13 protein-coding genes are annotated in these 20,744 nt (G+C 73.4%); 2 read left to right on the plus strand and 11 right to left on the minus strand.

The window, feature by feature from the left end; genetic code table 11:
• Positions 1–319: 319 nt before the first annotated feature.
• The 8 genes from trxA to FRAQA3DRAFT_RS23165 all read right to left on the minus strand — a co-directional run bounded on the left by trxA (position 320) and on the right by FRAQA3DRAFT_RS23165 (position 13,336).
• Positions 320–643, minus strand: a complete 324-nt coding sequence (gene trxA, locus FRAQA3DRAFT_RS23125; protein ID WP_009741474.1) for a thioredoxin — start codon at positions 641–643, stop codon at positions 320–322.
• A gap of 57 nt (positions 644–700) precedes the next feature.
• Positions 701–1,741, minus strand: a complete 1,041-nt coding sequence (gene trxB / locus FRAQA3DRAFT_RS23130) for a thioredoxin-disulfide reductase (RefSeq protein WP_009741475.1) — start codon at positions 1,739–1,741, stop codon at positions 701–703.
• A gap of 209 nt (positions 1,742–1,950) precedes the next feature.
• The gene (locus FRAQA3DRAFT_RS23135) at positions 1,951–3,312 is read right to left on the minus strand and encodes a hypothetical protein (RefSeq protein ID WP_009741476.1); all 1,362 of its coding nucleotides are present in this window, start codon (positions 3,310–3,312) and stop codon (positions 1,951–1,953) included.
• A complete protein-coding gene (gene sigM / locus FRAQA3DRAFT_RS23140) occupies positions 3,302–4,069 on the minus strand; it encodes an RNA polymerase sigma factor SigM (protein WP_009741477.1) in 768 nt (255 codons plus the stop codon). The genes FRAQA3DRAFT_RS23135 and sigM overlap by 11 nt, the downstream gene beginning before the upstream one ends.
• 41 nt (positions 4,070–4,110) lie before the next feature.
• The gene (locus FRAQA3DRAFT_RS23145) at positions 4,111–6,129 is read right to left on the minus strand and encodes a protein kinase family protein (protein ID WP_009741478.1); all 2,019 of its coding nucleotides are present in this window, start codon (positions 6,127–6,129) and stop codon (positions 4,111–4,113) included.
• Positions 6,130–6,816: 687 nt separating this feature from the next.
• Positions 6,817–9,147, minus strand: coding sequence for a murein biosynthesis integral membrane protein MurJ (gene murJ / locus FRAQA3DRAFT_RS36275; protein ID WP_009741479.1), 2,331 nt, complete (start codon positions 9,145–9,147; stop codon positions 6,817–6,819).
• Between the two features lie 1,019 nt (positions 9,148–10,166).
• Positions 10,167–12,869, minus strand: coding sequence for a DUF6049 family protein (locus FRAQA3DRAFT_RS23160; RefSeq protein WP_009741481.1), 2,703 nt, complete (start codon positions 12,867–12,869; stop codon positions 10,167–10,169).
• Positions 12,866–13,336 carry an NUDIX hydrolase gene (locus tag FRAQA3DRAFT_RS23165; protein ID WP_009741482.1) on the minus strand — a complete coding sequence of 157 codons (471 nt, stop codon included), beginning with the start codon at positions 13,334–13,336 and terminating at the stop codon, positions 12,866–12,868. Before FRAQA3DRAFT_RS23165 ends, FRAQA3DRAFT_RS23160 begins: the two co-directional genes overlap by 4 nt.
• 174 nt (positions 13,337–13,510) lie before the next feature.
• On the opposite strand from FRAQA3DRAFT_RS23165, the gene FRAQA3DRAFT_RS23170 reads away from it, so the two are divergent.
• A complete protein-coding gene (locus FRAQA3DRAFT_RS23170) occupies positions 13,511–14,980 on the plus strand; it encodes a CCA tRNA nucleotidyltransferase (RefSeq protein ID WP_009741483.1) in 1,470 nt (489 codons plus the stop codon).
• Between the two features lie 19 nt (positions 14,981–14,999).
• Here the strand turns inward: FRAQA3DRAFT_RS23170 and FRAQA3DRAFT_RS23175 are convergent, their stop codons facing one another.
• The 3 genes from FRAQA3DRAFT_RS23175 to FRAQA3DRAFT_RS23185 form a co-directional block, all read right to left on the minus strand.
• On the minus strand, positions 15,000–16,421 hold the full coding sequence (locus FRAQA3DRAFT_RS23175) for an MFS transporter (protein ID WP_035921389.1): 1,422 nt from the start codon (positions 16,419–16,421) through the stop codon (positions 15,000–15,002).
• A 195-nt stretch (positions 16,422–16,616) separates the two neighbouring features.
• Complete coding sequence (locus FRAQA3DRAFT_RS23180) at positions 16,617–17,690, minus strand: inositol-3-phosphate synthase (protein ID WP_009741485.1); 1,074 nt, start codon at positions 17,688–17,690, stop codon at positions 16,617–16,619.
• A 118-nt stretch (positions 17,691–17,808) separates the two neighbouring features.
• Positions 17,809–18,639 carry a PadR family transcriptional regulator gene (locus FRAQA3DRAFT_RS23185; RefSeq protein ID WP_009741486.1) on the minus strand — a complete coding sequence of 277 codons (831 nt, stop codon included), beginning with the start codon at positions 18,637–18,639 and terminating at the stop codon, positions 17,809–17,811.
• 568 nt (positions 18,640–19,207) lie between these two features.
• Between FRAQA3DRAFT_RS23185 and FRAQA3DRAFT_RS23190 the strand changes: the two genes are divergently transcribed.
• Positions 19,208–19,615 (plus strand): DUF5318 family protein, encoded by a 408-nt coding sequence (locus FRAQA3DRAFT_RS23190; protein ID WP_009741487.1) that lies wholly within the window; start codon positions 19,208–19,210, stop codon positions 19,613–19,615.
• Positions 19,616–20,744: the final 1,129 nt, after the last annotated feature.

The raw sequence follows: 20,744 nt of genomic DNA on the forward strand, positions 1-20,744 counted from the left end.
GCTGGCCTCGGCGCGGGGAGATGGATGCGCGCCGCAGCTGGCCCTGGCCATGTGGTGGCAGTGCGCGGCGATCGGCGGCGTGGGGCGGGCGATCGGCGGCGGGGCGCGGCGTGGGGCGTGGGGCGGGGCGCGGCGTGGGTGGGTAAGCGGTGGCGTGGGGCGATGGGCGGCGATGGCAGTCCGGGCCCCACACACGCAGACGGCCCGCCGGCAGGAACGCTCAGCGGGCCGTCGGTGGCGGCCGCCTCCCGGGCTCCCACCCGCCAGGGGTGGGCGCGCCGCGCGGCCGTCGGGGACGATCAGTTATCGTCGGAAACGATCAGATGTACGGGGAGAGGTCGCGCAGCAGGGCGGCCTTCGGCTTCGCGCCGACGATGCTCTTGTCCACCTCGCCCTTGACGAAGACCGCCATGGTCGGGATCGACATGATCTGGTAGTTCCGCGCCGTCTCCGGGTTCTCGTCGATGTTCAGCTTGACGATCCGCAGCTTCTCGCCGTGCTCCTTGGCGATCTCCTCGAGGACCGGCGCGACCATCTTGCACGGGCCGCACCACTCGGCCCAGAAGTCCACCAGGACCGGTACGTCGCTCTGTAGGACCTCGGCGGTGAAGGTGCTGTCCGTCACGGGGGTGGTGCCTGCCATGGCTGTTCTCCCTGCTGGAGGTGGTGGGGGGATGGGTGGTCGATGCCGGGGCGGGCGTCAGGCCGGCTGCGGCGCCGGGGTGGAAACCCGTGGGGCCTCGGTGGTCTTCTCGCCGGGACCCTCCCCGGCGGCGATGAAGCGCTCCGCGTCGAGGGCGGCGGCGCACCCGGTACCGGCCGCGGTGATGGCCTGCCGGTAGGTGTGGTCGACCACGTCGCCGCAGGCGAATACGCCGTCGAGGTTCGTCTTGGTGGTGGGATGGGCGACCTTGACGTAGCCGGCGTCGTCCAGTTCGAGCTGGCCGCGGACCAGCTCGGTGCGCGGCTCGTGGCCGATCGCGACGAACAGGCCGGTGACCTCGAGGTCGTCGGCCTCCCCCGTGACCGTGTCGCGCAGCCGGACGCCGCTGAGCTTGTCCTCGCCGAGGATCTCGGCGACGTCGGCGTTCCACCGGAACCGAATCTTCTCGTTGGAGAAGGCCCGCTCCTGCATGATCGCGCTCGCCCGCAGCTTGTCCCGCCGGTGGACCACCGTGACCGACCGGGCGAACCGGGTCAGGAACGTCGCTTCCTCCATGGCCGAGTCGCCGCCGCCAACGACGGCGATGTCGTGGTCGCGGAAGAAGAAGCCGTCACAGGTCGCGCACGCCGACACCCCACGCCCGAGCAGCCGCTCCTCGTGCTCGACGCCGAGCTTGCGGTAGGCCGAGCCGGTGGCGACGATGACCGTGCGCGCCAGGTACGTCCGGTCCTCGACCTTGACGACCTTCGGGTTGGCGGCGAGGTCGAGCTCGGTCACGTCGTCGGCGACCAGCTCGGCGCCGAACCGCTCCGCCTGCTGGCGCAGCCTTTCCATCAGCTCCGGGCCCTGCACACCCTCCGGGAAGCCGGGGAAGTTCTCGACCTCGGTGGTGTTCATGAGCGCGCCGCCGGCGGCAACCGCGCCCTCGAAGACGAGTGGCCGCAGGTTGGCTCGGGCAGTGTAGATGGCGGCCGTGTACCCTGCTGGGCCCGAGCCGACGATGATGACATCGCGCACGTCGTCTGCCGGTCGGTCACCGTGACCGGTGACGTCCTGGACCTGCTGCTGGGCTGTCACACCCGCTCCTTTCACGCTGCGCGGTTCCCCGTCAGCCGGGGTGGACCCCGCCGGTGCCCATCGGCCTCGGTAGTGCGTCGGGATCCCTGGTCGTAGGTCGGTTCCGTGAAGACGGTGTCCGAGAGCGACAACGGTCCTCGACGGCGTCTGATTCCATCCGTTGCTCGCCGGTGCCGCGCGACCGGTGATCATTGGTGCTGGTGGCCACGCTATCTGCGCAGCGTGGTCGCGCTGTACCACAGCGCCGCGGAGACGCTGATGACGCCGCAGTGCGCGTCGACCACGAGCACCCGTACCGCCGCCGGCTGCATGGGGATCGACAGCACGACCAGCAGCGCCGGCTGGCCGTCATACCGGACGCGGTCGACCGCGAGGATCTCCCCGCCCGACTGGGCGATGAGGCTCTGGTAGCAGGTACGCAGATCCGGGGTGTCCAGCAGCGCGCGCAGCCGTTTGCCGGCCGCCGCGGTGGCACCGGGCTGGCGCACGGCGGCCGGGGCGACCGCCTGGAACGGCAGGGCGCCCGCCGACGGCACCGGCGCCACGGCCTGCGCGTCCGCGTCCGCGGCGGCGCCCCCCACCGGCCCGGTCAGCGGCAGTGGCAGCGCCACCGAACCGGCGATCCGGCCCGTGAGCAGCTCCCTGCCGTGCCGGCCGACATCGGCCGGGGCGACGCCCGTCCGCGAGTCCGCCATCATGGTCAGCCTGGCCGGCCCGGAGCCCGAGGTCGTGGCGGCGCCGGCCGAATCCCGGCCCTGCGCGACGCTCGACGCCGCGACCGGATGATCGGCGTCCGCCACCCGCAGGCCGTAGAAGGCGAGGACGGCGGCGCCGAAGGTGACGAACGCCGCGCAGACCGCCGCGATCGACACCCAGTCCCGCCGCGGGGTCGCCGGCCCGCCCGGCGCCGGTCGCTCCGCCTGCCGGGCCGCCGGCCGCCGGCCCGGCACGGGCCGCGCCGGGCCCTGGACCGGGCGGATCCTGCGCCCGCGACCGCGGACGTCGCCGGGACCGCCCGCGAGGTGGGTGCAGCGTGCGCCGTCTCTGGTGCCTGCGCCGTCTCTGGTGCCTGCGGAGGCGTGACCGGCACCGCTGGCGGTGGGGGGCTCGATGTGGGCGGTGCCGGTCTCGTGGATGCGGGTCTGTGGCGGGCCCGCCGGGTCGGCGGGGGAGCGGCCCGTGTGGGCCGCGGGCGCGTCGGTGGTGGTCGCGTCGGTGGTGGTCGCGCCGGTACCGGGCCGGGCCTCGGGATCGTGGACCGGGCGGGGGTGGGTGGGCATCCGGGCAGCCAGCGCCGCCTGGATCCGTTCGGCCACGTCACCCGGCATCGTCATCGCGGCCAGCCGGGACAGATCGGCGCGGACCTTGCGAAGCGCGGCGATCGACTCGCGGCACGCCGGGCAGGTCTCGATATGGTCCCGGGCTGAGCGGGTGACTTGCTCGCCACCGGCGACGGCATCGAGCAGTTCCACGTCGGGATGCTGGTCGTGCCCGCGGGACCGGCGGCCGAGTGGGAACGCGGGGCGCGCGTCCGCGGGTCGGTGACGTTCGTCCGTCGGGTCAGTCGCCATTGCTGATCACCTCCTCCGGCAGGTCCGGACGCCATGGGGCCGCGTGGTGGGGACTGCGGCCGGCGGACCGACTGCGGGCGTCCGGCGGCCGCTGCGTGGGGGCCGCCGCATCGTGGTGTCCTTCTTCTGAGACGGTGGGCGGGGCTCCCGGGTTCCCTGGCGGGAGGTGACCGAGGAGCAGGGCGAGGTGCGCCCGTCCCCGCGAACAGCGACTTTTCACTGTGCCGGCAGGGACGTCGAGCAACCGCGCGACGTCCGCCAGGGGCAATCTTTGGACGTCGACCAGCACCACGGCGGTGCGCAGCGCCAGGGGCAGCCGGCCGAGCACGTCGTCGACATCGAGACAGATGTCACGCTCGGTGATGGTGTCTCGCGGATCGATCGGGTTCCGCGGGCAGCCCGCCCGGGTGGGCGGGGGCACCGTGGGGTGGGCCGCCTGCCGGCGCAGCCGCTCCAGCGCGGCGTTCGTGACGATGCGGTGCAGCCAGGTGCCGACCTCGGACTCGCCCCGGAACGACGCGGCGGCGCGGCGCGCGGACAGCATCGCCTCCTGCACGGCGCCGGCCGCGTCGTCGCCGTCGCGTAGCAGGCCATGAGCGACCGACCAGAGCTGGTCGGCGTGCCGGCGGAACAGCTTGCCGAACGCGTCGGGATTGCCGGCGACGTGCCGGCGCAGCAGCTCGACGTCGGGATCGGCGGCCCGGTCGTCCCCCGGCGGCCCGGCCGGGAGTGGGCTGGAGGGGTCGGCGGCGGCCATGGCGACGCTCCCGGGGCGCCCGACTTTCACCTCCTCCCCCGTCAGGACCGGAAGGTGATCTCCGCGATCGAGCCGCGGTACTGCCCGCCGTCAGGCGGCAGGGAGGTCAGCCACAGCACCCAGTACTGGGCCCGGGCCAGGTCAGAGGGCATGGCCAGGGTCACCTGCCCGTCGACGCCGGACTTCCCCAGAATGAACCGGTAACCGTCGATCGTGCCGGCCGGCGTGTCCCCACTGCGCAGCTCGAAGGAGACCTTGCCCTTGCTGCCGACCTGCACGGTCACCGAGGCAGGGGTGATCGGTTGGCCGAAGTTCAGCCGAAGACCGGCGCCGGACTTGAGGCCACCGAAGTTGGGTTTGGTGTAGCCCTCGGTGGGCCATTCCGTCGACGGGTTGCCGTCTATCGCCTTGTCGACCTCGAGCGGCTTCTCCGCCTTGTCGAGGCCGCCGGGGTCGAAGGAGTCGATGCTCGCGGGCTTCAGCACGCTCTCCGAGGCGTTGACCTGATTGGTGGCCGCCGGCGGGGGCTTGGCGTTGTCGCCGTCGTCCCCGGAGTCCCGCAGCGCGAACACGGCCACGACCGCGACGACGATGATGACCACGACGAGGGCGATCCACGGCAGCACCCGGCCGAGCGACGGGCCGGACCCGCCGCGCCCGCGTCCCGGGGCGTCCCGATAGCGGTCCGCCGGCGGGTAGCCGCCGGCACCGGCGGGGTAGCCCCGGTCGTCTCGGCTCCGGTCGTCTCGGGCCCGGTCGTCTCGGGCCCGATCGTCTCGGCCTCGATCGTCTCGGCTCCGGGTGTCGTACCCGCCGCGGGTGTCGTAGCCGCCGCGGCCGTATCCGGTGTCGCCGCCGCGCGGCCCGCTCGGGCGGTCGACACGGGTCTCGTAGCGGCCGTCGCGGGTCTGGTCGGGGCCCGGGTAGCCGGCAGTGTCGGTGTAGCGGCCCTGCGCCGGGTAGTCGGACGCGGCGAGGTAGTCGGAGGAGGCGAAACCGTCCACGTCCATCGCCTCGGTGCTGGAGGGTTCCTCGCCGAGGCTCATCAGGCCGGTGTCGAGCACGGCGTCGACGGGGTTGATCGACTCCAGCTCCTCGACGAGCTCGGCCGCGGTCGTGATGGGCGCGCCCGCCCGCTCGTCACCGAGGGTCGCCATGGTGATGGCGTCCAGGTCACGCGGCACGGACGAGGTGACCTGCCGGGGGCTGCGCAGCCGCCCGCCCGCGGTCGGCGCGGTGGGCAGGCCGTGGTCCCCACCGAGCGGCCAGTGGCCGGTGAGCCCCGCGTACAGCAGGCCGCCGAGCGCCCGCAGGTCGGCGGCGGCACCGTCCCCCGAACCCGCGCCCACCACCCTCGTGGCCTCGGCGTCATCGGCCCTCCCGGCGCCGTCGGGGCCGTCGAGCTCCCCGGGAGTCCCCGAGCGCTCCAGCTCGGCGAGCACGCCGCCGATCTCCAGATCGATGATCTTCACGGTGCCGTGGCTGGAGACGATGACGTCGCCGGGGTTGAGGTCGCCGTGATGGATGCCCCGCTCGTGGGCCGCGGCGATGACCCGGGCTGCGGCGAGCACCACGGCGCCGGCCTGCTCGGGGCGCAGCGCCCCCTGCGCCGTGAGCTGGCGCAGGGTCTTGCCGTCGACCCACTCGGAGACGACGTAGGAGATGCGCCGCGATCCGGTGGTCGTCGTCGTGGCGTCGTAGGTGGAGGCGGCGCCCGGATGCACGAGCCGGCCGGAGTTGATGGCCGCGGCGAGCAGGCGCCGGGCGGCCTGCTCCTGGACCGGGTCCGCGGCGGGAGCACCGTTGTCGCCAGGGTTCACCGGGCCGTGTTCGACGATGCGCACCGCGACCGGCCGGGCGAGCACGTTGTCGTCGCCACGCCAGAGGGTGACCGGTCCGCGGCTGGTGAGCGCGGAAAGCAGGCGGTAACGGCGGTCGAGGACGGTTTCGGCGAGCACCGCGGTGCCGGCGGGGGTGTACGAGCTCCGGGTGTCGGGGGCGGTCAGTGTCACGTCGTTGTCGACGTCCTCAGCCTGCGGTCGGTTGCTTCCGTCGACCACAGCGCCTCCGTCGTCCCACGGGCCCGATGCGGACGATCCGCCGTCGGGCTTCCCTACCTCACCCGGGCGGGGGTTCCGCCCAGTGTGCCGTGACCGTGGGCGGAGACCCCGGAAACCGTCGTCGCCCGGAACTGGTCGCCACGGTGAACTACGTGACGAGCGGAGGCTGCGCCTGGTTCACCGGCGACGTTGGGAGGGGCCCGCGCACAGCGTGTCCAGTGTACGAGGAGGGCCGGAGGATCTCGCGAATGTCTTGGGACAACCCGCCCTTGTGTACCGGCTGTGACGATGCCCGAGTGGTTGCCGCTGACCGGTCTCCGCGGACGCCGGTCCGGCTGTGCCCGGGTCCGCCGCCACGCGGCCGGGATAGGGCGTTTCCACCGGCCATGGCGGCCCTCTCAGTCGGGCCGCTAAGCTCTCGTCCGGCGGACCGGGCCGTGGTGAATATCCGCCGTATTCCTACGCATTAGTAGAGTAATCTCTTCGGTGTTATCCAACTACACCGCGTTGTGGTGACGGATGGTTCGGCGGGCACTCCCGGCCTCCGGATACCCTCATTACGAAATCATGATCATGTGGATTTCGCCGGGTCGGCGTGGCGTCCGGTCTGGCCCTTGAGTGCCCACCGCGGGCGCCGGTCGGCGTTCCCCGCGCGGCTCGGCCTGCGCCATGGCGGGCACCGACCGGTCAGCGCCGCCGCGGCGGTCGCCCCGTCCGGCGCGTCCCGGCCGCGGGGCCCGACCGCTCGTCCTGGCCTTCCCGCCGCGGCGGTGTGGCGGCGCGCGCCGTCTGCGACGACGGCTCCCGGCGGCCCGTCCGGCCGGTCCGGCCGGCCGGTGCCGGCGATGAGGCCGGACCGCCGGGCCCACCCCGCCCGCGCCCGCGGCCCAGGCGGCCGCCGAGGCGGCCGTTGACCACCTCGATCAGAGCGTTGACCTCGTGGATGTTCATCCGGGTGGCGACCGCGATGAACAGCGCGCCGCCCACGATGGCCGCGATCACCACCGCGACCCCCGAGCTGAGCCAGCCCGTCCCGATCACGGACCGGATTCCCTGGGCCAGCAGGGACGCGATGACGGCGCCGAAGCCCGCGGCGACCGCGACCTGAGTGATCACTCGGGCGGTGCGGTTGCCGTCGACGCCGCCCAGCCGCCGGCGCAGCAGGATCGTCGTGGCCGCGAGCCCGACCAGGTAGGCGGTGGCGAAGGCGAGGGCCAGCGCCGGAGCGCGATGCTCCTCGGGCACCAGTACGGTGAGCACCACCGCGCCCAGCACGTTCACCGCGACGACGCCGATGTTGACCAGTGCCGGCGTCCGGCTGTCCTGGTAGGCGTAGAACGCCCGCAACTGCACCTGGAACAGCGAGAACGGCACCAGCGCCAGCGCGAAGGCGCTGAGCGTGTCGCCGATGTCCACCGCGTCGTGGTAGTCGACCGCGCCGTGGTGGAACACCGCGACGGCGATCGGTCGTCCCAGGGCGAGCAGGAACAGCGCGGCCGGCACGATCGCCGTCACCGCGACCCGCGTCGCGGTCGAGATGTCCGCCCGGACCAGGTCCCGGCGGCCCTGGGCGGCGTGCCCGCTCATCCTCGGCAGTAGCGCCGTGATCACCGAGACGCCGATGATCGCGTAGGGGAGCTGGAAGATCTGGTAGCCGTAGGTGTAGATCGTGTACGCGGTCGTCGCCGTCGACAGGTTGACGATCACCAGGTACCCGGCCTGGCTGACGATGACGAACAGCAGCGTCCATCCGGCCAGCCGGGCCGCCGAGCGCAGTTCGGGATGGCGCAGGTCCAGCCGCGGGCGGTACCGGAAACCGACCTTACGCAGCGCTGGCAGCAGCGCGAGTGTCATCGCCACGACACCCAGCGTGGTGCCGCCGGCGAGCACGGTGATCTGCGTGTCGGTGATGGCCTTCGGCCCGTCCACCCCTGGTGGGCGCGGTCCCGACACGATGTAGATGAACGTCACGCACGTCGCGATGACCAGCAGGTTGTTCAGGATCGGCGCGAACATGGGCGCGGCAAAGGATTGTCTGACGTTCAGGATCGCGCCGATCGTCGCGCCCACCCCGTAGAAAATGATCTGCGGGAGGAACCAGCGCAGCATCTCGGTGCCCAGCGCCTGCTCCGCCGGCCCCGCGTCCAGGTAGGCGTTGATGATCCAGGGTGCGATCAGCATGCCGACCGCCACCGCCACGCCGAGCCCGAGGATCATGATCGTCAGCAGGGAGGAGGCGAAGCTGTCCCCGCCATCCGGATCCTCCTTCGCCGCGCGCACCATGACCGGCACGACGACGCTGGTCAGGATTCCCCCGAGGAGCAGGTCATAGAGGATGTTCGGGGTGGTGTTGGCGACGTTGTAGGCGTCGCCGACCGCGCCGGTGCCGATCGCGGCGGCGATCGCGACCGTGCGCAGGAAGCCGGACGCCCGGGAGACGATCGTGCCGATCGCCATGATCCCGCTGGCCTGGCCGAGGCTCGGCCCGGACTTCGCTGCCCCAGCCTTCCCCCGACGGGCGGTCGTCGGCTTGGCGGCCGCGGGCTTCGCGAGCGCGGTGGTGGCCGCCGCGTCGACGGGGCGCGGGGCCCGTCGAGTCCCCGGGGCGCGCCGCGCTGTCCGCCCGCCCGTCTCGCGGGGGGCCGGCTGCCGAGGCCGGGCCGCGCGGACGTCCCTGAGGTCGCTGCTGTCCCTTGGGTTCCTGCGATCCCTTGGGTTCCTGCGATCCCTGAGGTCGCTGCTGTCCCCGAGGTCGCTGCCGTCCCCGAGGTCGCTGCCGTCCCCGGCATCGCTGGCATAGCGGACTTCCCGCGGGTCGGCGTCCGGATCGTCGCGCCAACCACTGGATGCACCGTCGCGGACATCACCGAAGCGGGCGTCACTGCGACGGTCACGGGTCCGGGCGTCCCGGGCGTCCGGGGGCAGGGTGGTGTCACGTCCGCGGATGTCGTCCCGCCCGCGCGCGTGCTGGTGCGACTCCGGGGGGATGCGCCGGACGTTGCTTCGTGGAAGCGCCACCGTGGGCCGGGACTCGCCGAGGGACGGCCGGCGCCGCTCGCCCGCGAAGCGCCGGGGGCGGTCGGCGGGCTCCGGCTGCTGCTCCCGGAACCCGCGCCCGGTCGAGCCCGGACCGGTGGGCCGACCGCCCTGGCCGGGGGCCGCGCCGGGTTCCCCCTGCCGCCGGGGCCCGGGCGTCGGGCCTGCCGGCCGCGGCGGGCTGGGCGGTGTGGGCAGTCTGGTGGTCCGTGCCCCGTCGACAGGCGGCGCGGGCTGAGCCTGGCCGCGGCCGGCGGAGCCGGGGCCGCCCTCGGACGGGGGCCGCACGCTGGGCGGAGGCGGTGGCGTCCGCGGCGGCGTCGGTAGCTTCCGGGTCGCCTCCGGGGCTGCGGCTCGCGGCGCGCCGGGCGGCCGGACCGGGTGCGGCGCGGCGCCGTCTCGCGGGCCGGACCATGGGTCGTCACCGGGCTGGGGAGCGCCGTACCGCCCGGCCTGGTCGTGATCCGTGAACCGGCGCTCGGGGTAGGCCGGCCGCCGGACCCGCTCCGGGTATGGCTGGTCCGCATACGGATCGCCCCGATGCTGGTGACCATCAGCCCGATCCCCGTACCCGTCGCCCGGATCCCCGTGCTGACCGTCGGGGCCGGGATACCGATCGTCCGGATCGAAATACCGCTCGTCGAGGTTCGGATACGGCTCACCGAGGTTCGGATGGTGCCCGGCGGGATTCGGATAAGAGCGGCCGTCGCCCGGGTACGACTGACCGCCGCCTCGGTAGGAGTGGTCGGGCTCCGGATAGGGCTGACCGGGATCCCGGAACTGCTGGTCCTGGGCGGGGTACGCCCAGTCCGCGTGGGACTGGCCGGGGGCGTGGGGCTGGTCGGGGTGTGCTCCCGGTCCGCTGGCATCGTCGGGCCACTCGTCCGAGCCGTCAGCGGCGTTTCGCCACGGATCGTGACCACGATCGCCGCGCCCGCCTCGGGGGCCGGTGCCGCCCCGGCGGTGCCGAGGGCCCGAGCCGCCCTCCCCCTCGACGGGGGTCACGGGCCGCTCCGTCGCCGCCGGGCCGGGACCTGACCGGTGGCTGCGTCCCACCCCGGGCCGGCCTCTTCCGCCGCGCCGTGGCCGGGGTCCAGGCCGTGGCCGGGGTCATGCCGATGGTCGGGGTCACGGCGATGACCGGGGTCCAGGCCGTGGCCGGCGGGCGCGACGCCCTGCCCGCGACGCGCGGCGTACGACAGGTCGGCGGTCGGGGCGCCTGCCGACCAGGAGGAGGGAACCGCGGCGGTTGTCCGCCGGACCGGCAGTGGGTCTGCGTCGGCCTCGCTCCCGAGGTGACCCGGCAGCGCCGCACCACCCGCCCCGGCGCCGCCCGGGGTCGCCGCGCCGCCCCCGGGCGCGTCGGGGGCGCCGCCGGCAGCTCCGGCGGGCCGCCGCGCGCCCAGCCACAGCCGGCGGGCGAGTCGCAGCACGACGGCCAGGAGCAGCACGCTGACGGCGCCGATGGTGATGGCCGTGGCGATGGCGCCGTAGACGGTGGAACGCACGAGCACCCGGGTCGGGGGATCGGTCGAGAGAGCCTGGCCGCTGAGGTTGAGGCGGCGGATCTCCAGCGGGAACGTCCCCGCGCCCTCGGCGTCCACCTCTATCTCGATCTGGGCCTTCTGCCCCGATGGCAGGGTGCGGGTCTGGCGGACCGGCGAGCGTAGCCGGGAGTGGTTGGTCGACGAGAAGGCGAGCACGACGGTGACCTCGAAGTTCGTGTTGTTCTCGAGCGTGATCGGCACCAGCCCGTGCTTGCTCGTCAGGTTGACGCTGCGGGAGGCCACCACCTGGATGCCGTTGCGGATCGCGGACACGTCCCCGTCCACCTGCTGGCTCAACGACACACCGTCGACCATGCGTTCTCCGCGCCAGGCGACGGAGGTCGCTGTGACAAGTGCGTTGTTCATCGGGTCGACCCGTTCGAACCGGCAGGTGCGGGTGGCCTTGAGCGGCTGGCAGAGCACCGGACCCAGCGCCTGCGCCTCGGCCCGGACGCTCTCGACCGCGTCGAGGTAATCGCCGGGCAGCTCCCGGGCCTGCGCGTCGGCCGGATAGACCAGCACGCCGCGGCGGGCCGGCGGCTGGTGCTGGCCGCTCGCGCCGACGTCGAGCGGGACGGACGCCGAGTAGTCGCTGTCGATGGCACCCAGCACCTGCTGGGCCCAGCCGTCGGGAGGGTTCCAGCCCCGCGGCAGGGCGAGGACCTGGAACCGCTGCTCGGACTGCTCGGCGGTGATCATGCCGAGGTCGGCCCGGAAACGAGCCAGGACGATTCCGGCGTTGGGACCGCCGTGGTAGGAGGTGGCGGTCTCGGCGAGGCGGTGGTCGGTCGCGAGCGCCCGGATCGGGCCGGCCGACGTCGAGAGGGCGTAGGCCGCCGACGGAGTGTAGGCGACGGCGGCCGGCGGGCGGAGCAGGCGGTCGTCGAGGAGCACGGTCCCGACCTTCAGCTGGCGCAGCACGTCCACGGTGGCGGTGTCGGCAAGTCCGTCGACGGGGTAGGCGACGGATTCCATCTGCCGCGGGTCTCGATTCAGCAGGGCGGCCAGCACGACCTGGCCAGTGTTGACGGCGTAGCTCACCGTGTCCAGCTTCTGGGCGTGGACCAGGGCGGCCAGGTCGGCGTCGCCGTAGGGCAGGGCGATGACCGCGCCGCCCGCGTCGGCGAAGTTCACGATGTCGTTCAGGAACTGGGCGGCGTACGCGTTCACCGGCACCCGCACCTTGCCTGTGGGGCTGGCGTACTCGTAACCCTCCGGCTTCTTCATGATCCTCAATGCCTGTACCAGCGTCGGGTCGACGGCGAGCGTGACCGTGGGCCGGCCCTCGTCGGCCGTGACGGTCGACCGGGCCGCTTCGAGTAGCCGGTACAACCGTCCGCCCGGCTTCACCTCGTCGGCGAGCGCGTTGTCGGTCAGCAGGCCGTCCGAGCGCAGGCGGGGCTGGTCGGCGAGCGGCAGGACCACCGCCACCGGGGTCCGCTGCTGCTGGCCGGACGAACGGACCAGGAAGGTGTACGCCGCGCCGATCGCGACCTTCGCCCGCCCGCCGACGGAGCCGTAGACCCGGACCCTCAGGGGGAAAACGCCGACCCTCGCCGACGTACCGAGATCTCCCTCGATCACGAAGGGGACCGGGTTCGCGCCCCGGATCGGTGGATTGGTCAGCGGCTGCTCTCCCCCGCCGCCGGCGAGGGAGAGGGCACGGTAGGGCCGGTTGCGGGCCGCGGCGGTGTCCTCGGCCAGGTTCTCGAGCTCCTTGCGGGAGCTCACCGGCGGGGAGCCGATCTCCAGGCTTATCCGCAGGTCGGTCAGGGGCTGGGCCACCGAGGTGGACAGCGTCCCCCGCACGCGCACCACGGACGATCCGGCAGCCGGCGCCTGGACCTCGTCGACGGACACGGTCACCGGGTTGCCCGAGCCGGTGGACGCCGACGCCGTTCCCGGCGAAGAAGATAGTGGATTTCCTGGTTCGTCTGTGGATGAAGTTGTGGAAGACCGTGGTGTTCCTGTAGCTGAATCGGTTCGGGCGATCCGTTCCACGAGCCCACCGCGGACCGTCGCGCCGGCCACGGAGCTGCCGGCCACCGGGACGACGAGGGCGAGCAGCACCACGGCGGCGAACCGGACCGGCCAGCGGCGGCCGGCGGACAGCCCGCGCAGCCGCGCCCGCCGGGCGGGCCGGTGCGGCGCCGTCATGCGGTCGTGGCCAGCACGAGGGGCACCTCGTCGAGCAGACGCCGCTCGTCGGCGTAGGCGAGGCGCTCGGCGACCTTGGCCAGCGGAACCCAGGCCACGGCGTCGACCTCGATGTCGGAGTCCGACAGCGAGCCGACGCTGCGCAGCAGCAGGAAGTGGTGCACCGTCTTGTGGATGCGTGCCCCCCCGGCGACGAACCAGAAGTCGATGGTGCCCAACCGGCCGAGGACGGAGCCGGTCAGCCCGGTCTCCTCGCTGACCTCGCGCACGGCGGCCTGCTCGGTGGTCTCGCCGGCCTCGACATGACCCTTGGGCAGCAGCCACAACAGCCGTCCATGACGATCACGACGGGCGATGAGCGCGGCGGAGGCGTCCGTGGAGCACTGGTCGAGAATGAGGCCGCCCGCCGAGGTCTCCTCCACCCGGGGCAGCGGAGCGCGACCGGTGGAGGAGGTCGGCGGCGGCATGGATTGATCGTACGAGGCTCGGGTCCGCCGACCGGCCCGTGTGCCCGGAACGCCCCGCTTGTGCCCGTTGATCCCGGCGGCCGGAACCGCATCGCCGCGGCCCCGGTGTGATCGTCCTCGGCCCGTCCGGGTGCCGGCTCACCGTGCCGAACCCCGTAACCTGAAGGTGTGTCAGTGATCAGTCTGGACAACCCGCGCGACTCGGCCGAACGGGTGGTGAGTGAGCTGCTCAGGGTGCCGCCGGCCGCCGACGAGCTCGGCCGCGTCTTCGCCGCGCACGGCCACCTGCTCCACCTCGTCGGCGGGTCCGTCCGCGATGCCCTGCTCGGTCGGCCCACCGCCGGCGCCGCCGGCGCCCCGGCCGACCTCGACTTCGCCACGGACGCCCGGCCCGAACGGGTCCTGGAGATCACCCGGGGCTGGGCGGAGGCCACCTGGGAGGCGGGGATCGCCTTCGGCACGGTCGGGCTCGCCCGGCGCGGCCTGCGCTTCGAGATCACGACGTACCGTAGCGAGGCATACGACCGGCAGTCCCGCAACCCGACGGTCACCTACGGCGACAGCCTGGAGGCGGACCTGTCCCGCCGGGACTTCACCGTCAACGCGATGGCGGTGTCGGTCCCGGGCCACGACTTCGTCGACCTGTTCGGCGGGATGGCCGACCTCGCCCGCGGCGTACTGCGCACCCCGGCGAGCCCCGAGGCGTCGTTCGACGACGACCCGCTGCGCATCCTGCGCGCCGCCCGGTTCGAGGCGGCCCTGGGGCTGACTCCGGTACCCGAGCTGGTCGAGGCGATGCGCTCGCGGGTCGAGCGGCTCGCGATCGTCTCCCCCGAACGGATCCGTGACGAGCTGCGCAAGCTCATCGGAGCCCCCGACCCGGTGGCGGGCCTGGAGCGGCTCGTCGAGATCGGCGTCGCCGAGATCGTGCTGCCCGAGGTGGCGGCGATGCGGATGGAGATCGACGAGCACCACCAGCACAAGGACGTCTACGCGCACACCATGACCGTGCTGCGCCAGGCGATCGCCCTGGAGGAACCGGGCGCGCCCGACGAGGTGCTGCGCTGGGCAGCGCTGCTGCACGACATCGGCAAGCCGCGCACCCGGCGGCACGTCCCGGGCGGGCGGGTGTCGTTCCACCACCACGAGGTCGTCGGCCGGGACATGGCGCGGCGCCGGCTGGCCGCGCTGCACTTCCCCAAGGACGTCACGGACGCCATCTGCCGGCTCGTCTACCTGCACCTGCGCTTCCACGGCTACGGCGCCGGCGAGTGGACGGACGCGGCCGTGCGCCGCTACGTGCACGACGCCGGGCCCCAGCTGACCCGGCTGCACAAGCTCGTCCGCTCCGACTGCACCACCCGCAACCGGCGCAAGGCGGCGGCGCTGTCGCGTACCTACGACTCGCTGGAGGAGCGGATCGCCGATCTCGCCGCGCGTGAGGAGATCGCGTCGATCCGGCCGGAGCTGTCCGGCGACGACATCATGGCGCTGCTCGGGCTCGCCCCGTCCCGCCTGGTGGGCCAGGCCCGCGCGCACATGCTGGAGTTCCGCTTCGAGCGTGGCCTCGTCGGGCGGGAGGCGGCCGAGGCCGAGCTGTTCCGGTGGGCCCGCGAGCACGAGGTGCCGATCCCGGGCGCGTGACCCGGCCGGCCGCGGTGGGTCAGCCGCGGGTCTCGGCCGGCCCCGCCGAGATGATCGGGTTGATCCGGTCGGCCGGGTCGGCCGGGTCGGCCGGGTCGCCCGGACCGCTGGGCGGGGGAACGGCCCTGTGCGGTTGCGGCGGCCCGTCGCCCACGCCGCGGATCACCCGGTCCTCGGGATGGCGGCGCGCGGCCCGGTAGTACACCAGCCCGGCCAGCGCGTAGCCCACCCCGGCGACGATGACCACTGCGGCCGAGCGGCCGTCGTCGGGCAGGACCAGGGCGGCGATCGCCGCCGCCGCCACGAAGGCGACGTTGAACAGCAGGTCGTAGAGCGAGAAGGCGCGGCCGCGGTAGGCGTCGTCGGTCTGCTCCTGGACGATGGTGTCCACACAGATCTTGCTGGCCTGGGCGGAGAACCCGAGCAGTGCGCCGGCGACGATGAACAGGGGCGCACTGAAGGGCAGGCCCAGCACCACCTCGACGACGCCCCCGAGCACCAGGACCAGCGTGATCCAGCTCGACTTCGGCATCCGCCGGGTGACCCGCGGGGTCACGACCGCGGCGGTCACGGTGCCGATCCCGCTGGCAGTGACGACGGCGGCGAGGCCCGTCAGACCGCCCTCGCTCCCGGTGAAGTAGTTGCGGTACAGCAGCACCGTCATCACGAGGACCAGCCCGTAGGCGGCCCGCGAGGCGGTCAGCGCGGCGAGCGCCCGGCGGGCCGGACCGTGGCCGGCGAGATAGCGGGCGCCGTCGGCCATGTCGGCGACGACCTCGGTGGCCTGCCGCCAGGCTCCCTGCCAGGGCACGGCGACCACGGGGCCGAAGTCGGCCCGGCCTGAGCGCGCCGCCGTCACCATCGCCAGCAGGTAGGCGAGCGCCGCCAGACCGGCGACGAGGGCCACCGTCCGGTCATCGCCGCCGACGAGGCCCCGCAGCCCGCTGCCGAGACCGGCGCCGAGCAGGGTCGCGATGGTGCCGGAGGTGACCGACAGGGCGTTCGCGGTGACGAGGCGGTCGACGTCGACCACGACGGGCAGCCCGGCGGACAGCGCCGCCAGGACGAAGCGGTTCACGCTCACCGACGCGAGCGCCACCGCGTAGAAGTCGACGCCGGTACGACCGGCGGCGATGAGTACCACCAGGATGGCCATGAGCACCATCCGCACGAGCGAGCTGACCACCAGCACCCGCTGGCGGGATGTCCGGTCGAGCACGATGCCCGCGAACGGGCCGATCACGCTGAAGGGCAGCACGACGATCGCCAGCGACGAGGCCAGCGCCCCCGCGGACGTCGCCCGCTCGGGGGAGAACAACACGTAGCTGACCAGGCTCGCCTGGAAGACGCCGTCGGCGGCCTGGGAGGTGAGCCGGGCCGCGTACAGCATCCGGAACCCGCGGCCGCCGAGCAGCTCGCGGAGGTTCGCCGACCATGCCACGCCTGTCAGCGTAGGGCCCCCCGACCCGCCTCGGGTCACCGGTGGGCCTACGGGGCCCGCGCGCAGCGTGGCCGGGGTGCCACCGGGTTCGGCCGCCCCCTCCGGACGACCGAACCCGGTGCCCGCATCCCCGCGCGGGGGATGCGGGCACTCGGCGCTCCAGCCGGGCGCTGAAGTGAGGCCCGCGGGCCTCGCTCAGCCCTCGTTGCGGATGAACGCCTCGACCTTGTCGCGGGCCTCGTTGTCGCGGTACTGCTCCGGCGGGGACTTCATGAAGTACGACGAGGCGGACAGGATCGGCCCACCGACCCCCCGGTCCAGGGCGATCTTGGCGCAGCGCACCGCGTCGATGACCACGCCGGCGCTGTTGGGGGAGTCCCAGACCTCGAGCTTGTACTCCAGGTTCAGCGGGACGTCGCCGAACGCGCGGCCCTCCAGCCGGACGTAGGCCCACTTGCGGTCATCGAGCCAGGCCACGTAGTCCGACGGCCCGATGTGCACGTTGTCCTTGCCGAGGTCGTGGGAGACCTGGGAGGTCACGGCCTGGGTCTTGGAGATCTTCTTCGACTCCAGCCGGTCGCGCTCGAGCATGTTCTTGAAGTCCATGTTGCCGCCGACGTTGAGCTGCATCGTGCGGTCGAGGACCACGCCGCGGTCCTCGAAGAGCTTCGCCATCACCCGGTGGGTGATGGTGGCCCCGACCTGCGACTTGATGTCGTCGCCGACGATCGGCACGCCCGCCGCCCGGAACTTCTCCGCCCACTCGGGCACGCCGGCGATGAACACCGGCAGGCAGTTGATGAAGGCGACCCCGGCGTCGATGGCGCACTGGGCGTAGTACTTCGCGGCGTCCTCGGAACCCACGGGCAGGTAGCAGACGAGCACGTCGGCCCGGGCCTCCCGCAGGGTGGCCACGACGTCGACCGGTGCCTCGTCCGACTCCTCGATGGTCTCCCGGTAGTAGCGGCCGAGGCCGTCGAGGGTGTGGCCACGGGAGACGGTGATGCCCAGCGGCGGCACGTCGGCGATCTTGATGGTGTTGTTCTCGCTGGCGACGATGGCCTCGGAGAGATCGCGGCCGACCTTCTTGGCGTCCACGTCGAATGCGGCGACGAACGCCAGGTCGGAGACGTGGTAGTCGCCAAGCGTCACGTGCATCAGCCCGGGGACCTGCGCCGACGGGTCGGCGCCGCGGTAGTACTCGACCCCCTGTACCAGCGAGGCGGCGCAGTTGCCCACGCCGACAATGGCGACACGTACCGAACCCATGACGGTCTGCTCCTTAGCTGCGATTTCTATGGAAGTGGAAATATCGGGCATACAGCTCCGCCGCGACGTCGCCCGCCCAGCCGACCGGCCGGGTGCAAGCGCCGCTACGCGGGGCCACTCACCGGCCGGCCGAAACCTCGCCGTCGGGGTCCGGGCCAGCCTCGGCCGGGGCGTGCCTGTTCCGGTTGCGCGCGTCGCCGTCGTTGCCGCCGTGCGTGCCGTCGAGGTAAGTGCCGCGTCCGTCCCGCCGGGCCGTCCGGCCCGCTCGGGTCGGCCGGCCCGGCCGGCGCCCCGTCCCGCCGCCACGAGCGGGAGGGGGGAGCGCGCCCGGCTCCGATCCGGTGGATGGATCCGATCCTGTGGATGGAGCTGTGGACAACCCTGTGGATGCTGTGGACAACCGTGGTTCAGTGAGGCCGGCCGGGGCGCTGGCCCGCTCCGTCTCGATCAGCTCGTTGAGCCATCGGACCTCGCGTTCTACCGACTCCAGCCCATGGCGCTGCAGCTCGAGTGTGTAGGTGTCGAACCGCTCGACGGTCCGGGTCAGGGCCGAACGAACCTTCTCCCGGCGCTCCTCGAGCCGACCGCGGCGCCCCTCCAGGATGCGCAGGCGGACGGCGGCGTCCGTCTTCGCGAAGAAGGCGAACCGCACGCCGAACATCTCGTCCTCCCACGAGGACGGGCCACCCTCACCGAGCAGCTCGGAGAGCTTCTCCTTGCCCTCGCCGGTCAGCGTGTAGACGACCCGACTGCGCCCGCCGAGCCGGGTCGTCGCGCTGACATCGTCCGCGGTGACGTACCCGGCGTCCGCGAGGCGGCGCAGGCAGGGGTAGAGCGAGCCGTAGCTGAACCGGTGGAACGCGCCGAGAACCGCGGCGAGCCGCTTGCGCAGCTCGTAACCGTGCATCGGGCTCTCGGAGAGCAGGGCGAGAACCGCCAGTTCCAGCATGACCCACCCTCCTCGACCGTTGCCCGCAGCCGCGGGTGTGGTCACCTCGCGGTCTGTCGCGTCGCTGTGCCGCGCTCCCGACTGTGTCGCTCATACTGTCGCTCCGACATATCGAAGCGATACATCGAGGATAGACGTCTCGGGACGAGCGCCGCAACCAGGAATGACCAAACGGCGACCAGGAGATGACAGAACGACACCTCCACCTCCGGGCGCGATCGCGACCCGGCCCCGGCGGGCCGCCCGCGCGGGCCCGGCGCCGCTCGGCCGGCGGCGGTCGCGCCGCAGCCGCCGGCGATCTGGAAATTGCCTGATAGCAGGGGCGATCGGGGTCCGCTCCGGCCACGGGCCACTCGCCCGCGCGGCCGGGCCGAGGCCGGCGGTGCCCACCGATGAACATGGCTTCGGGTAGGAGCGGCGTCACAATGTCATCCGGCTCACAGTGACCGCGGAGCCCGGTCCGGGGGGACGCGGGCCGGGCCGTTCCGGCGGCGGCGGGCGGAGTCCGTCCGGTGGGCATCTGTCTGGACCATCTGCCTGGAACACGTCCGCGGCGTACCGTTGAAACATGCGGTCGCGGTCGGTCATCGACTACGCGCTCGCCCGCCGGGCGACGCTCGCGGACCTGTTCGCGGGTCGGGTGTCGTCGCTCGACGTCTGTGATGCGCATCCTTACCTGCTGCGCGCGGCGAAGTACCACGGCGAGCCGACCAGTAAGCGCTGTCCGGTCTGCCGCGGCGCCGACCCGCTCATTCACGTCACGTACACCTACGGTGACGAGCTAGGTGAGAGCTCCGGCCGCGTGCGGGCGACGAAGGACCTCCCGGCGCTCGCTGCGAGGTACAGCGAGTTGCGGGTCTACGTCGTCGAGGTATGCCGCCCGTGCGGGTGGAACCATCTGATCACGTCCTACGTGATCGGCACCGGCGAGCCGAAGGCGAAGCGCCAGCACCGCCGCCGCGCCGCCGACACTTGACTGCGCCGCCCCGCAACCCGATCGCCCCCGCTCGGCGCCACTCCAGCCTTTCCCCTGCTTTTCCAGAGGGATGAATCGGACACAGAAGCCTCTGGATAAGAAGCCCCTGGATAAGCGGTGCGAAGACGGCGCTCCGAGTCCTCGTCGAGGGCCGTGACCGCCGGTCCGTGCCGCGGGCCGAGGCGCCGCCCGACCGCTCGTCGGCAGGGCATCGCCTCTCGCGGGGAACGGTCTGTGACGGGATCATGGCTGCGGTCGCCGCCGCGCCGCTGCGCCGTCCGGCGCGGCCGCGGTCCGGGCGCCCTGCGCGAGCGGGCGGAATCTGGCGTGAGATCCTGGTCTGCCATGTGGGTGTCGCGGCGGGTCCAGGCGTGGTGCCAACCACGGGTGGTCCCGTTCAGTGACCTTGCCGGTGTGAGCCCGGCGGGTGGCCCGGCCCTGCATGGTCGGCCGAGTCCCGCCCAGGGGCTGTGGCCGTCGGCGTCCCCGAGGGCCGGGTTCCAGCAGGACCGGCCTGGTGGGGACCGGACCTTCGGTAGCGGTTGGGGGTGCCGGCCCATCCCCTGCGGCGGATCGGCGACCGGGGAGTCCCAGAGCGACGGATGGAGCGGTTGGTGAGCTCTCCCTACGACCAGGGCGCCTACCGGGGCGGCCCCGGTTCGGACCCGACGCGGTCCGAACCTGGCCAGCCCCAGGACGCACCCCCCGATCGGGCTAGGCGCGACCGGATCGCCCGCGCCGGCCAGCCGGGCTGGCCGGACTCGCCCGCCCGGGCGGCTCACGACGGCCTGCCGCCGGTGGACCGCCCCCGCGGCGAGCGCACCGCCCTGGTTCCTGCGGCCGGTCGGTCCGCCGGCGGGCGCGGCGAGCGCACCGCACTGGTGCCGCCTGCCGGGCCTGCCGGTCCCGTTGGGCCTGCCGGAGTCGTTGGGCCTGCCGGGGCCGTTGGGCCTGCCGGGGTCGCTGGGCCGACGCCGCGGGCGGCGGCTCCCGCCGACGCCGCGCAGCCCACGCCCAGCCGGCGCCCGGGGGGTGATGGTGCGGCGGCGATCCCCACCGCCGGCTGGGTACCCGACCATGGCTCGGTGAGCCGGGCCGCCGGTCGTGGCGTGCCCTCCGGCCCCGATCC

It is taken from the genome of Frankia sp. QA3, from assembly GCF_000262465.1.
Taxonomy (GTDB): domain Bacteria; phylum Actinomycetota; class Actinomycetes; order Frankiales; family Frankiaceae; genus Frankia.